The organism is Bifidobacterium choerinum, from assembly GCF_000741135.1.
Lineage (GTDB): Bacteria > Actinomycetota > Actinomycetes > Actinomycetales > Bifidobacteriaceae > Bifidobacterium > Bifidobacterium choerinum.
Genome location: NZ_JGYU01000001.1, coordinates 135,169 through 148,768 on the forward strand (window position 1 = coordinate 135,169; position 13,600 = coordinate 148,768).

Here is a 13,600-nt window from a genome sequence, read left to right on the forward strand (position 1 = left end):
GCCGGTACATCACCAGTTCTTCGCCGCCGCCCGTACCCTCCCATGGAGCGTCCCGGCGATCACCACCGGCGCATTCCACCACCATCCTGTTCGCAAACTGTATGTGCCGCCCCCTCAGCCGGAATACTAATCGTCGTATCAGCGCAACGCGCCGACACGCCCGGATATGCGCCCACAGCGCTATTCGTCGTGCGACCGATGCGACCATCCGCAGTCCGATACGCTTGGCCTATGGCATTCTTAATCGTGTTTATCGTGGCGCTGGCGATCAGCGCAGTGGGCTTTCACCGCTACATATGGTTCATCTCAATCGGCTACGGCTTCTCAATCGCTGGCATCGGCGCGACGCTGCTCATCTACTTCGGGCTCCGCGGCGGACTAACGACGGTCACGGCCGTCATGGCTGCGCTGCTCATCGTCTACGGACTACGGCTCGGCGGATATCTGCTCATCCGCGAGTACCGCAGCTCCTCCTACCGACAAGTGATGCAGCAGGCGATCGACAACGGCTCGCAGGTCAAGCTGCCGCTCAAGCTCCTGACCTGGGTCGGGTGCGCGCTGCTGTATGCGTGCGAAGCCTCGCCAATCGTGTTCCGCCTGCAGAACCATGCGGGCACCGACGCCGTCGCCATCACGGGCGCCGCGATCATGGCGGCCGGCATCATCCTCGAATCGACAGCGGACCTGACGAAGAACCGTTTCAAGCAGCAGCATCCGCACGACTTGTGCGACGTCGGTCTGTTCCGTCTCGTGCGCTGCCCGAACTATCTGGGCGAAATCATCACATGGACCGGCGTATTCATCTCCGGCGTCACCATCCTCAACGGCGTCTGGCAGTGGATCGCCGCGATTGGCGGCTATCTGTGCATCTGCTGGATCATGTTCGGCGGCGCCCGCAGACTCGAGCTTCGTCAGAACAAGGAATACGCCGATGACCCCCACTATCGGCGCTACGCTGAGCACACCCCGATCCTCATCCCCTTCATCCCGTTGCGCAGCCTGAGCAACGCCAAGTGGCTCATCGGCTGAAATCCGACGCATCGCGCAGTAGAGCCGCCTCTCCCGATATTCTCCGGGAGGCGCTGTTCTACTGCTGTGCTCGGGTATGCAGACGAGAATCCGAGCGATCACGCGGTGTAGCATCATCATGACCCGCACCCACGAGACCTTGGCGTTCGATCCTGTTCGATACGGGAGCCTCGCTGTGGGCCGGCGCGAACTGCGCATCAGCAATGCGGACTACAGGGCCAGGCCGTTCTTCGTCACGACCAAATCTCCCACAGCGCGCAGGCAGCTGCATCCGATACGCCATTGGGGCCGCTATGATCCGGATGCGCTGGACGACCGGCCCGAGGACGTCACCCGCCACTTGAGAGAGTAAGGACTCATGCCGGAAGCCCGGATCCGTCTGATCCGACAGGCGTTGCAGGAACGCGTCCAGCAGGCGAAGCGGACGCAGCGGACACGCGACCGGTAACGCACGTCGATTCGACCGATGGACGCCAGCTCCGGCGTCCCTTTCCGCGCGTACTACGCGCGTACTATAGGGAACATGTCGAATCTCACCATCCGCCGCGCCCGGCTTTCCGATTCCGCCGCCATCATGGACCTGCTGCGTCAGGTCAACGACGTGCACGCGCACGGCCGCCCCGACCTGTTCATCGAGGGCCGCACCAAGTACACGTCCGACGAGCTTGCACGGATCATCGGCGATGACGACCGTCCGATCTTCGTCGCCGTAGCCGAGCACGGCGACGTGCTCGGCTACGCCTTCTGCGTGCGCGAGGACCATGCCGGCAGCAACAACCTGCAGCCGATCGCCACGCTGTACATCGACGACATCTGCGTCGACGAGGCCGCCCGCGGCAAACATGTGGGCACCGCGCTGTACCGTCACATCCTCGACTACGCCCGCGCGCACGGCTACCACAACGTGACGCTCAACGCCTGGGCCGCGAATCCCGCCGCTGTCAGGTTCTACGAGTCGCTCGGCATGCGCGTCTACAAGTACGGCATGGAGCAGCTGCTGTAACGGCGCGCCCGCTCAGCTTGCGATTGCCTACCCCACCCGCACCGCGTGATCGCGCAGGAAGCCGGCGAGCTCGTCCGCGCCGCCGCGTCCGGTGACGATGTCCTGCACCCACTGATACAGCTCGTTGCCTTCGGCGTCCTCGGCGTCCACGGCCCGCACGTCCCAGCCGCGCATCGCGAGTATTGCGAGCGCCATCTTCACCGCCGTGCGCTTGTTGCCGTCGGGGAAGATGTGGTCCTTCGCGAAGCGCGTCGCGAAGTCGGCGACCTGTGCGAACACGTCCGCGTAGCGTTGCCGCGGCGTGACGCCGAAGAAGCTCAGGAAGGTCGCGCCGAGCACCGACTGCACGCGTCCGAGGATCTTCTCGTCCACGGTGGCGGGCGCGGTCGGCGTGATGTCGAGTCCGGTGCCGCGGATCGTGTCCAGATACACTTCGAAGATCGATTCGGCGATCGCGTCCATCTGCATCACATCGCCGTCGAGTTCGATCGGCGCAGCGTCGTCCGTCGTACCGCGCATGTCCTGCTCTCTGTTCATCACGAGTTCTCCAACAGCCGCAGCGCGTTCGGGTATTCCCGCGTCACCTTGTCGACACAGCCGGCGAGCGTGCGCGCCGGCACCGTGCGCCGCATGTCCGCCGACGTGAGGGTGTCGTCGACGTCGACCGTCGCCGATCCCCTGTCCTTCGCGCGTCGCCATGCACCGTCGTCGGCGCCCGACATCTCCAGCAGATCGATCGCGGTCAGCGCGCCGAGCGTATCGACGACATGCGCGACGATCCGTTCCGCCGATTCGCCGAGCGTCGGCTCCTGCCATTCGTCGCGCTGCCGTATCATCCTCGAGCCGAACGATGCATATTCGTCCCACACGTCCGTCTCGACGGGACCGCGCTCCCCGACGGCGACCGCATCCGCGAACAGCGGCGCGCCGGTCGTGCGCAGCGCTTCGACCTGACACCAGTAGACGAGCAGATTGAGTTTGAGATTCGTCAGGAACCGTTCGCTCCCGTATGCCGCGACGATCCGCCGTGCGACCTGCAGTGCGTTCATATCGTCCGATTCCTTCTGACTTCGTCCGTCGTCCATGTTCACGCAGCTTCAACAATACATGCCGACTCATTCTTCGTAGTCGCCGGTCAGATGCCGGTAGAGCTCGGCGCTCAGCGGCTTGGTCAGCCGCAGATCCATCTCCACGAGTCTGACCTTCTCGCCTTTCTTGTCGCGCGTCGTCTCATGCAGATTCGAATACGATCCGACATGCCCGACGTAGTAGTACAGCTTGAGCTTCTCAGCATCCGCCTTGCGCATGACGAACAGCGGAATGAAGTGCGTCGAAGTCCAGTTTTCCTCGCCGTGTCCGTGCATCATCCATGTGATCTCACTGGACTTGAGGCTGTGCTTGTCCTTGCTGAACCAGTGCATCTCCTGCGGGTTGAGAAAGCGATCCTCATACTGGCTGTTCGCATACTTGACGAATATCGGCATGCTGTCGCCGTACTTCGGAATCCGATAGCCGCCGACGCTGCTGTCGTCATCTTTGGGCAGTAGGTAGCCGCCGACGCTGCTGCCGTTGATCTGCTTAGGCCAGCCGAGCAGCCGTTCCACTTCGAACATCTTGTACCGATGCTCATAAACGAATCCGCGGTCGTCCTGCAGCGAACGTCCGGTCTTCGCCGATTCCTCGAGAAGGTCGGCGAATCGTTGCAGCCCGGTGCGTACATTGTCCGCGAAGAACCGCGCGAACGTGTCGTTGCCGGCAAGCATTGCCGCGAATTCAGACGTCAGACCGATTTCGCCGCCGACGCGCCTGATGAGCGCACGCTCGCCATATGATTTCTTCGCCGTCGAATCGAAGAACGACCAATCAAGCACACGAAGCGCCGATTCGAACTGCGCATCGGTATGGTACGACGTCGGGAACCGCCGTGCGACCGCTTCCTTCAGACGCTCCGCAGGGATCAATCGATCCGATGCCGGGCTGAGGGATGGCGCCGGCTCGAGTAATTCGTCGAGGATGACCAGCTCCTGCGGACGGATTGCGACCAACAGCACTTCCGTGGCCATTTTGAGCCACTGCTCGCCCTGCGTGTCGACCGGCGCAAACGTATCGATGAATCCTCCTTCGCTCTCCTTGCGCGACAGCGCCGTTTCCGATCCACGCGCGAATTCGTAATAGCTGTTGCCCTTCTGCGCCATCGTCATCACCAATGATGGATCATGCAGATAGATGTCCGTCAGCATCGGCACGCGTCCAAGTTCGTTGCGAATCACCGCATACTTGTCACGCAGCATCTTCATATCGGACCACGACGCCGTGTCCAACGATTTGAGCACACGTTTGCGTGAGATTTCATCGAAGCTGATTGATGACAGGCCGATTGCCTCCCGCTGCATGTTCTTACGCGCTTTGTCTCTGTCGCCCGCGTTGCCGTACAGCGCGACCGGGATGAGGTAGTTGTTCTGGTAGTTGCCGATGAAATCGATGACGGTGACGCATGTCTTATGGGGGAACTTGCGCAGGCCTCGTCCCAGCTGCTGCGTGAACACGATGCTGGATTGGGTGTTGCGCAGCATCACGATCTGGTTGATCGCGGGGATGTCGACACCTTCGTTGAATTTGTCGACGGTGAAGATGTAGTCGAGGTCTCCGCCCTCAAGCTGTTTGACTGCCTTCTCCACTTGCTTGGGCGGCGTGTTGCCGCTGATTGCAACCGTCTGGTAGGTCCGTTCGGCCTGCTGATTGATTTCCTTGTTGAACATCGTGGACAGTCGTTCCGCTTCTTCAATCTTGGAGCAGAACACCAAGCCGGTCACCCGCTCGTCGTATGAGCCGTACTGCTCGAGCTTGCGGATGATGTAGCGCACACGATCCGAGTCGGTAAGCTCTTCGAGTGAATACTGCATGTGCTGCTTGTCTCGCGTCGAGATCCCCTCAGTCGAGTCGACGTAGGTGCCGTCCGATCCGAGGAATTCATGTACGCCATAGTAGTGGAACGGACACAGCATGTTCTCGTCGAGCGCCTTCTGTAGACGGATCTCATAGGCGATGTTGTGGTCGAACAGCGAGAAGATGTCGAAATTGTCGGTACGTTCCGGTGTCGCCGTCATGCCGAGCATGAAATCTGCACCGGAGAAGTAGTCAATGACCGAACGGTAGTTGTTCGCGCCGGAATGATGCGCCTCATCGATGAGCACGTAATCGAAATCGTCAGGCTCATACCATTCCATCATGTGGAGACGCAGCGTATCCACGGAGGCGAACACGTATTTCGTGTCATGCTGCTTGCTGCTGCCGGTGAGCAATCCCAGCTCGCTCTCGTCGCACCCGAGCACGCGCTGGTAGGATGCGCGCGCCGCTTTGAGAATTGTGTCGCGATTGGCGACGTATAGCATGCGCTTCGGGTGGAACGCCCGGACGTCGAATGCGGAAAGATAGGTCTTGCCGGTGCCTGTCGCCGAGATGACGATGGCTCGCTGCTCGCCATCGTCGCGCAGCTGCTGGATGTTCGCGAGCGCCTCGCGCTGCATCGCGTTCGGCTCGATTTGTTCGTCGCGCAGCTGCTGGAGGATCTGCTCGCGCGGCGGCGTATGCCGATTGTAGTCCTTCTCGTATTGCGCAAGCCATTCATCGGTGAGCGGGACGGACTGGCGCACCTGATCGTCCAGTTCTTCCTTGACCTGTTCGATGAGCTGCGCCTCGCCGGTCGATGAAACACGCAGGTTCCACTCGCGTTGGGTCTGCAACGCAGAGGATGTCAGGTTCGAGCTGCCGACGTACAGGTTGTAGTAGGTGCGACCGTCTTCCATATGCCGTGCAAATAGGTAGCCTTTCGGATGGAACGGCTGGTCCTGTGTGGTTATGTCGTCCGTTGTCGTGCTGCCCGGACGTTCCCAGATGAGCACCTCCACATTGGCGTACTGCTGGAGTTTCATCAGTTCCTTGAAGGCACCAGGCTTGTTGAAGTACTCTTTCGTCGACGTGATAATGCGGTTGCGTTTCCCGCCGTTGTCCGCATGTTCGACGAAAGCCTGATACATCGATTTCAATGCGTTTTCGTTGATAAATGCCACCGAGATGTCAAAGGTTTCGCTTTCCCGGATTTCCTCGCGGATTGCGCTGCCCATCGTACTTCCCGACTGGTTCGAGATGAGTCTGGGCACGAAGCGTTCATCAGCAGAGTCATTCTGTCGTATCAGGCCGCTCAGTACACCGTCGATGATGCTTGTGTTGATGTCGCTTCGACCATCGTGAGCCGTCTGCGTTCCCTGAGCAATCGCTTCTTCCATGCCGCTTTGCATGTTTCCCCTCCCAATCTGTGATGATCAATGATGAATACGTTCGCCGCCCATGCGGTCACAACGTCATTTTCGCGATACGCTCCACGGCGTCGTGATCGACCGGCGCCCAATCGAGCTGCGGCATGCCGGCCGGATTCATCCATTCGATGCGTTCATGTTCGGTCAGCACCGGCGTGTCTTCGATCAGATGGCACAGGAACGTCGTCAGCTCCACTCGACCGAAATCGTAGAGGTAATCGCTTGTGCAGATCTCCTTATCGACGTCGATCTCACACAGCAGCTCCTCTTCGATCTCGCGCCTGAGCGCCTGCCGCGGCGTCTCTTCGGCTTCGATCTTGCCTCCGGGAAACTCCCAGTATCCGGCGAGCGATTTCCCGGCGCCTCTTTGCGCGCACAGCACTTTGCCGTCCTTGACGATCGCCGCGCCAACCACGCGGATCAGTTTCGGCTCATTGGGTTCATCAGCCGTCATATATCCCCTTTTCACGAACAATGGTTGGATCCAGGATACAACGCGGATCCTTGGTGTCGTGCCTTTGAAGAGTCCGCAGTCGCATAACTCGGCTTTTCGAGCGAACGATCGAGCTATGTGTCGGAGTGCGCCGGCACTCCCCTGCGCATCGGAGGAAATCGAACAACATGGCACAATCGATCAGTCGTATACGCGCATGAATGCACGTCGTCGGACACAATCGCACGACCTCGTCGATGCCGGTCGGCGCGCGCAAGGAACGTCGTCGCATATATCAGGAGTTCAGATGGAAAAGCGATATATGCGCGCGCCAAGCGGGCGACATCGGAACACGGCATATGCGCACAAGGATAAGTAATGCGTAATGCATGGCATGGATGCATGGCGGCGTCACGCATCCGCGAATACGGATGACAGGATCACGGTTTACGATGCCGGCATGGAATCGCATGGACACCGGATGCGGCGCGAACGGATCTCGTCGCCTGAGCGGATCGATCCGCGGCTCGTCGCACGCACGATCGACGAGGGCGCACGCACCGAGCATGTCACGCTGCTCGACATGCTCTTCGAACTCATGGAAAGCAAGCTCTATCCGGGCAAGGATGAACTGGACGACGACGAACATACGGAGGTCGCATGGGCGCTCGAGGATGGTGACGACACGGTCTCGCGGTTCCCGCGCAAATCGTCGTTGTACCGCGCCTTGACCGAACGGTGCGACGCCGACGCGCTGACGTCGATGTTCGCGCCGGCGGTCATCGGCAAATCCTCACGGGACCTGTATACGCTCATGGCGCCGAAGGTGTTGTCGGAGCGCATCGCGGAACTGGTCGGCGAATCAGAAACGTGAGGTCTTCGTTCGGCATCGTTGCCACGCCACATTGAATGCATCGGCCGGCGCATCGATGAACAAAAATGAAATCTGCGCTCGCATGGATGAGCACAGTCGGCCTCTATGTTCATCGTGACGCCTCATTCTGAACACAGATGCCGTCAATGTTCAGAATCGACGCTCATTCTGAACATTGGACCTGTTGGCGTTCAGGTTAACGGAAGCAAAGGCACAACGGCTTCCGTACCGCACGAGATCAGCAAGACTCGTGCAGTGTTTCCAACAAAGGCAATAAACTATTTGCGAAATTCGGTAGCGCGCTCCTGCTGAGCATATCCGCATAATCTACAGGAGTTTGCGGATATAAACGGTTGCTCAGCAGTGCCGCATAACATGCCCTGCTGACCCTTCCAGGATCCAGATCGAGCACATCCTGCAAGAAGTCATCAGGATGCCTCAGCTCAACACCGACATCTTGAACCGACTGCGACGGGAAATCCTTGAGATTGAAGGTCACCAACGTTTCCGCCGGCGAATAGGCAGCTGCAGCCAATACATGCCGGTCCTTATCGTCACAGGTCATATCTTCAATCAAAGCGTCATAACCGGTCACAGTCGCGTCGGGAAAGGCGGAACACATAGCATCTATGCGCTTCTTGGCCCGCCCTTCCCCGATACGCGGTGCGAGATTCCTCTCCAGCTCTTCCAATACACCACTGGACCAATATGGCACGAACAACAGTTCTTCTGCCAACCGTAGAATCACGTCATTCACCATTTCGCCATATAAGGTGCAGGTGTCGAAAAAGACAGGGAATCCCATGCTTCGCTGTCTCCTCTCAATGTCGGATCAACGGATTGTCAAGGGTAAGCGATGGATCCTCATCGGCGGCCAGCTCATCAAACATAGCGATATGCTCTTGATGCCTCTGAGCGGCATACTTCTGCAGATCATCCAGCATGACACGACGATGACGCCCGACCTTGGTGAAGGGAATATGGCCATCCTCAAGCAGCTTCACCAGCGTGGGCCGAGAGACGCCCAACAAATCGGCAGCCTCCTGAGTCGTGAGTTGAGTGTCGTACTCGACCATATAGACGGCCTTTCCACCCGACAGCAACTCAGCGACACGCAACAGAATTCGTGCGAGTTCGGGCGTCAGAGGACGGTCCTCCTCGCCGGGAATCTTGAGCAGCGGGAGGGGAAAATCACGCTGTGCGGCGATATCTTCAAAATCACGATTTGTGGAATCGCCCAGTGAACGCGATTGCGAAAGCGCCTCACCAACATCGCGCGTTCTGCGCCGCGCCTCGGGCTCGGTTGGAGGCATGTAAGCCACACCACCTTGCGACATACTGCGTTTGGCCATCATCGAACTCCTTCCCGCGGCGCTGCAACAAATGCATCTACTTGAACTTCTTGCATCATCAGTCTAACAGAATATTCGCAATATTCGAAAACATCGGCGTGGTCATACCACTAACAACGCATCAGCTGACACTTCCTTCTGCCATATCTGCGCTGAAGCGGAGCATTTTCTCGGGGGACGCCGGATATCGGCCTCAGATCGCATCAGAATCATGCGGTTTATGCAGGCGATACTTGGCCATATCGGAGAAAATGCTCCGCCTCAGCGCAGATACGGCAGAAAACGCTTACGCTCGACCCGGATGTGCGCAGCCCGAGTTGCCGCTGTTGCCCGAGCCGTTGCCGACGAAGATCCACTGGAACATCGAGAAGCCGTGGTTGTCGATCACGACCACCTTCGCGTTGTTGCCGCCGGCCTGCGACGGCTGGTTCGCCACGTTCAGCACGGTCTTGCGGTTGCCGAGCATAAGCAGCAGTACCAGGCCGAACACGCCGAGGCACACGAGCAGCACGGTGCGGTGACGCTGAATCCACGGCTTGACCGGGCATGCGCGGCCGGCGTCGGCGCGGCGGCCGCAGTCGCAGGTTCGGTCGTCGTGCGCGGCGTCATCGCGCGCGGCGTCGCTTACGGTCGGCATCGTCATATCGGCATCGGCAGTCGGCTGGGTCATCGTCGCTCCTCGTCATATCGGTCGTATCGGTCGGCATCGGTCGGAGGAACGGCAACGGTTCCGTCCGTCACACCGTAGCAGCGGACGCCATGGCCGCGCCCCACCCATCTTGGTCCGCGGAATCAGTCGGCGGATACGCGGCGAGCGCAGCGCGCGGCGGAGGACGGCGAAATGGTTAGGCTGGCTGTAGCAATCGGCAAATGACGGGCGGCACCGGCTTGGAGGAGCATCGTGGAATTCCTGAAGTATCTGCTCATCGGCGTCAGCGTCTCGCTGGACGAACTCGCGGTCGGCACCGTCAAGGGCGCGCAGGTCAAGGACATGCGGCGGCGCGATCCGTGGATCACCGGCGCATATTTCGCCGTGTTCCAGGGTGTCATGCTCATCATCGGATTCTGCGGCGCAAGCCTGTTCTCGAAAGGGTCGAGCGCGTCACCGAGTGGATCGCCGACGGACTGCTCATGCTCATCGGCGCCAACATGGTGCGCGAGGCCTTCTCCAACGACGGCGACGACGCCAAGCAGCAGGATCTGCTCGCGAAGATGGACGTGCGTTCGATGAGCGTGTTGGCGCTGACGATGAGCCTCGACGCGCTCGCCGTCGACGTATCGCTCGCGCTCGGGCACAGGCTCGTCATCTGGTGGGCGGCGCTGTCGGCGGCGCTCGTGTCGTTGGCGATCACCGTTCCGGCGATGTTCGCGGGGCACAGGATCGGGCACAAGATCGGGTCGAAGGGCGGCGCGATCCTGATCCTGCTCGGTCTGTTCGAGCTGCTGCAGTACTACAAGGTGCTCTGAGTGCGCGGCGGCCGTTGCGGGATGCGCAGCGAGCGCAGCATCGTCTTGTGTCCAGCGGATACGCGGTAGGATTCGCAGGCCTTCTGGATCGTCTTATTGTGGGTCCACGGATCCAGACGCCGCTGCTCGATCAGCGGCAGCGCGCTCCCCCACTGCTTGGCGAGCGCGGTCGCGAAGTACCATGCGCGCGCCATGTTCACGTAGTAATCATCGGAGTGAATCTGCTCGACGAGCCGCAGTTGCGCGGGGTCGAAACGTTCGTCGAGGAAATCGGTCATCAACGCCACGACGGCGTAGCGGATTGTGTAGATGTGGTCGGCGCGCATCCAACGTGCGAGTTGGTCGAGCCATGCGCGCGCGTCGGCGTCGATGCGGATCGGAACGCGGATCGTGTCGGTGACGGCCCAGTTGTCGGCGTACGGCAGGAAACGTGATAGCGCGGCGATCGTCTGCGCGAGTGACGGGTACATGTCGCCGATCAGGATCGCGTGCAGCATGTTCTCCTCGAAATAGCGGTGCGGAAGGTCGGCGAGGAACTCCTCGACGACGTGCGCGTCGCCGCGACGCAGCTGCTTCGCGAGCGCGCGCAGCCGCGGCACGCGGATACCGATCATCGTGGCGGGGTCGACGGTCGGGACGAGCTTCGCGTTGAAGGTCTTGTAGTCGGGGTCGGCGAGGGATTCCAAGCATGCGCGGACCGACGCCGCGCCGTTGGGAGGCGTTGCGGGGAGGATGGGCGAAGGCATGGGCGGCTCCTTGCTGAACGTGGGCGGGCGGCGGTCGGCGGTCGGCTATGCACGGATCATCGTGAACATGCCGGGGCCGTCCCAGTCGTTGGGACGCCGCTCGAAGCCGTGGCGCTCGTAGAATGCGACGGCGCCCTGCGAGGAGATGAGTTCGAGGCTCACGGCCCAGCCGGGTTCGATCAGGCTGCGCACATGGCGTTCGAGCGCGTCGATCAGCGCGGCGCCGACGCCTTGGGACTGCATGGCCGGGACGACGGCGAAATCCTTGACGTAGAAGGACATACCGCCGTCGCCGATCAGACGGACCATGCTCACCGGCTCAGGGTCGGCTTCGGATTCGGCGGCGTAAGCGGTGACGGTGGCGGTCGAATTGGCGAGCGCGACATGCATCTGGTCGATGCCGGGCGCGTCCCAGCCGACCGATCGGTACAGCGTCAGGAACAGTTCGGGGGTCAATGTGTCTTGCTGGATCGTCAGATGCATCCCGCTCCGTTTCGTCGATGGACGCCGTGTTGCGCCTTGGGCCATGCACTCGGATATTGCTTCGCATCCCAAGATAGCGGAATCGGGTGCGTCATGCGGACGGTCATGCGGCATGCGGGCGGGTCATGGACGGCGAGACCGACGGGAATCGTATCGGAGGTTCTTCGAAACCGGGTCGTGAGAGCGCAACCGGCGGAAATGGATCGTTGGGAAAGATACACGAGAAGGGCGCCGACTTCATCGTCGGCGCCCTTCTCGTTGTCGGGAATCGGTGTGCGGTTGTCGTCTGCGGCGTACGCGGCGTACGCGGGTTGTGCGGGCCGTCACTTCGCCTGACGCTCCGCGATCTCGCTCATCGCGGAGACGGTGGCCGCCGAGTTCATCGACGTCGTCGGGACGCCGGTGGTCGTGTGGTCGAAACCGAAGATCATGCTGAGGAAGCTCATCGCTCTGTCCTTTCGTTCGTGGCGCTTGCGGCGCCGTTCTTGTTGCCTGATGATTGCAAGATACGGTCTGCGCGCGGGGCTTCCCATCGGGCTTCGGGATGAATCCTCAAGGCTGGGCGGCGTTCCCTCAGCCTTGAGGATGAGCCCCGAGGATGATACGAGGAATGACTGGCTCGGAAGGGGGACGTCGGTTGATGAGATTCGGCTCGCACCTCGGCCTGGGAAGCCGCCATTCGGGAATCCGTCCTGGACCCTTTGCAGGTGACCTCACCCACAGAGTGCCGCCCAGTCAACCACCAATGGCCCTTTACGGGTGGCGACACCCACAGAATGCCGCCCGACCCACCGGTAACGGCACTTTGCAGGTGACCTCACCCGGAGAATGCCACCCAGTCCACTAACAACGGCACTCTACGGGTGACCTTACTCATAAACGGCCATTTGGGGGACTTTTTGCAGGTGATCTCACCCGTAAAACGGCCGTTTACGGACCCGCGGAACCATCCTGAAATGTCTCAAAGGGTGTTCGCCATGGCGGACCCGCTATGCTTGGGGCCATGACGAACATGGCGAACACGACGGAGACACTGACGACGGAACGATTGGCGCTCAGGCCATGGCGCGAATCGGACGCGGAGGCGCTGTATGAATACGCGAAGAACCCGAACATCGGGCCGATCGCCGGATGGCCGGCGCACCGCAGCGTCGAGGAAAGCCTTGACGTGATCCGCACCGTGCTCAACGGCCCCGAGGATTACGCGATCACGCTCGCCGAGGATCAGGACACGGCGATCGGCGCGATCGCGCTCAAGTTCGCCGGCGACTCCGACCTCTTCCCCGAGGACGACATGACACAGACCGAACTCGGTTTCTGGATCGGCGAACCGTTCTGGGGCAACGGCTATGTTCCCGAAGCGGCCCGTGAACTGCTGCGGCACGGCTTCGAGGACCTGAATCTGACCGCGATCTGGTGCGCGTACTACGACGGCAACACGAAATCGGCGCGCGCCCAGCAGAAGATCGGCTTCGAACCTGTACGCGTCACACCGGACGTGCCGGTGCCGCTGCTGCACGAGACGCGCACCGCCCATGAGAACCGGATGACGCTTGCCCGCTGGCAGGAGCTCCAGTCGAGCTGACGAAAATCGGAAAAGCCATGCGCCAGTAAGGCTTACCCATCCCTAACATCCAAATTGCATAAGGTCCACCTATCAAATTACATAGCGGCTACCTTCCGGATCGCATCCAGGCAGCGCACCGAGTCTCCAAACGCGCACGCATACGCAATCCAAGTCGCATACCAGCCCCACAGCGTCCCGGCCTGCGCACAGGTACGCCATCCGGGTCACGCACCAGCCCCGCAGCGTCACGGCCTGCGCACGCATACGCCATCCGGGCCACATACCAGCCCAGCAGCGTACCGGTCTGCGCACGCATACGCCGGTCGCGAC

At 60.7% G+C, this 13,600-nt stretch carries 17 protein-coding genes; 6 read left to right on the top strand and 11 right to left on the bottom strand.

Features of this window, described 5'->3' with window-relative positions; all coding sequences use genetic code 11:
* Positions 1-231: 231 nt before the first annotated feature.
* The 3 genes from BCHO_RS00545 (at position 232) to BCHO_RS00555 (ending at position 2,032) form a co-directional block, all read left to right on the top strand.
* Positions 232-1,029, top strand: a complete 798-nt coding sequence (locus BCHO_RS00545) for a DUF1295 domain-containing protein (protein ID WP_024540727.1) — start codon at positions 232-234, stop codon at positions 1,027-1,029.
* Positions 1,030-1,147: 118 nt separating this feature from the next.
* Positions 1,148-1,381, top strand: coding sequence for a hypothetical protein (locus BCHO_RS00550; protein ID WP_152595862.1), 234 nt, complete (start codon positions 1,148-1,150; stop codon positions 1,379-1,381).
* Positions 1,382-1,552: 171 nt separating this feature from the next.
* Positions 1,553-2,032, top strand: a complete 480-nt coding sequence (locus BCHO_RS00555; RefSeq protein ID WP_024540725.1) for a GNAT family N-acetyltransferase — start codon at positions 1,553-1,555, stop codon at positions 2,030-2,032.
* Between the two features lie 27 nt (positions 2,033-2,059).
* Here BCHO_RS00555 and BCHO_RS00560 read toward each other — a convergent pair whose 3' ends face one another.
* The 4 genes from BCHO_RS00560 to BCHO_RS00575 form a co-directional block, all read right to left on the bottom strand.
* Positions 2,060-2,569, bottom strand: a complete 510-nt coding sequence (locus tag BCHO_RS00560; RefSeq protein ID WP_232513755.1) for a Fic family protein — start codon at positions 2,567-2,569, stop codon at positions 2,060-2,062.
* Positions 2,569-3,081: a Panacea domain-containing protein gene (locus tag BCHO_RS00565; RefSeq protein ID WP_024540723.1), complete on the bottom strand. Its 513-nt coding sequence runs from the start codon at positions 3,079-3,081 to the stop codon at positions 2,569-2,571. The genes BCHO_RS00560 and BCHO_RS00565 overlap by 1 nt, the downstream gene beginning before the upstream one ends.
* Before the next feature lie 66 nt (positions 3,082-3,147).
* The gene (locus BCHO_RS00570) at positions 3,148-6,318 is read right to left on the bottom strand and encodes a DUF3427 domain-containing protein (RefSeq protein ID WP_029675393.1); all 3,171 of its coding nucleotides are present in this window, start codon (positions 6,316-6,318) and stop codon (positions 3,148-3,150) included.
* Positions 6,319-6,385: 67 nt separating this feature from the next.
* Complete coding sequence (locus tag BCHO_RS00575; protein WP_029675392.1) at positions 6,386-6,802, bottom strand: (deoxy)nucleoside triphosphate pyrophosphohydrolase; 417 nt, start codon at positions 6,800-6,802, stop codon at positions 6,386-6,388.
* A 439-nt stretch (positions 6,803-7,241) separates the two neighbouring features.
* Between BCHO_RS00575 and BCHO_RS00580 the strand changes: the two genes are divergently transcribed.
* Positions 7,242-7,655: a hypothetical protein gene (locus BCHO_RS00580; RefSeq protein WP_237742999.1), complete on the top strand. Its 414-nt coding sequence runs from the start codon at positions 7,242-7,244 to the stop codon at positions 7,653-7,655.
* Positions 7,656-7,893: 238 nt separating this feature from the next.
* On the opposite strand, the gene BCHO_RS00585 is transcribed toward BCHO_RS00580, so the two are convergent.
* The 4 genes from BCHO_RS00585 to BCHO_RS09335 form a co-directional block, all read right to left on the bottom strand.
* Positions 7,894-8,460: a PIN domain-containing protein gene (locus BCHO_RS00585; protein ID WP_024540719.1), complete on the bottom strand. Its 567-nt coding sequence runs from the start codon at positions 8,458-8,460 to the stop codon at positions 7,894-7,896.
* 16 nt (positions 8,461-8,476) lie between these two features.
* Entirely contained in the window at positions 8,477-9,007 is a 531-nt protein-coding gene (locus BCHO_RS08910) for a helix-turn-helix domain-containing protein (RefSeq protein ID WP_081707942.1), read from the bottom strand.
* A gap of 286 nt (positions 9,008-9,293) precedes the next feature.
* Positions 9,294-9,677: a hypothetical protein gene (locus tag BCHO_RS00595; protein ID WP_024540717.1), complete on the bottom strand. Its 384-nt coding sequence runs from the start codon at positions 9,675-9,677 to the stop codon at positions 9,294-9,296.
* A 122-nt stretch (positions 9,678-9,799) separates the two neighbouring features.
* Complete coding sequence (locus BCHO_RS09335; RefSeq protein WP_162174550.1) at positions 9,800-10,063, bottom strand: hypothetical protein; 264 nt, start codon at positions 10,061-10,063, stop codon at positions 9,800-9,802.
* On the opposite strand from BCHO_RS09335, the gene BCHO_RS08915 reads away from it, so the two are divergent.
* Positions 10,016-10,474, top strand: a complete 459-nt coding sequence (locus BCHO_RS08915; RefSeq protein WP_157775129.1) for a manganese efflux pump MntP — start codon at positions 10,016-10,018, stop codon at positions 10,472-10,474. The genes BCHO_RS09335 and BCHO_RS08915 overlap by 48 nt on opposite strands.
* Here the strand turns inward: BCHO_RS08915 and BCHO_RS00605 are convergent.
* The 3 genes from BCHO_RS00605 to BCHO_RS09655 all read right to left on the bottom strand — a co-directional run bounded on the left by BCHO_RS00605 (position 10,459) and on the right by BCHO_RS09655 (position 12,149).
* Entirely contained in the window at positions 10,459-11,220 is a 762-nt protein-coding gene (locus BCHO_RS00605) for a DNA alkylation repair protein (RefSeq protein WP_024540715.1), read from the bottom strand. The two genes, BCHO_RS08915 and BCHO_RS00605, sit on opposite strands and share 16 nt — an antisense overlap.
* Positions 11,221-11,265: 45 nt before the next feature.
* On the bottom strand, positions 11,266-11,703 hold the full coding sequence (locus BCHO_RS00610; RefSeq protein ID WP_024540714.1) for a GNAT family N-acetyltransferase: 438 nt from the start codon (positions 11,701-11,703) through the stop codon (positions 11,266-11,268).
* 323 nt (positions 11,704-12,026) lie between these two features.
* Positions 12,027-12,149 carry a hypothetical protein gene (locus tag BCHO_RS09655; RefSeq protein ID WP_272944775.1) on the bottom strand — a complete coding sequence of 41 codons (123 nt, stop codon included), beginning with the start codon at positions 12,147-12,149 and terminating at the stop codon, positions 12,027-12,029.
* A 557-nt stretch (positions 12,150-12,706) separates the two neighbouring features.
* Between BCHO_RS09655 and BCHO_RS00615 the strand changes: the two genes are divergently transcribed.
* On the top strand, positions 12,707-13,288 hold the full coding sequence (locus BCHO_RS00615) for a GNAT family N-acetyltransferase (RefSeq protein WP_024540713.1): 582 nt from the start codon (positions 12,707-12,709) through the stop codon (positions 13,286-13,288).
* Positions 13,289-13,600: the final 312 nt, after the last annotated feature.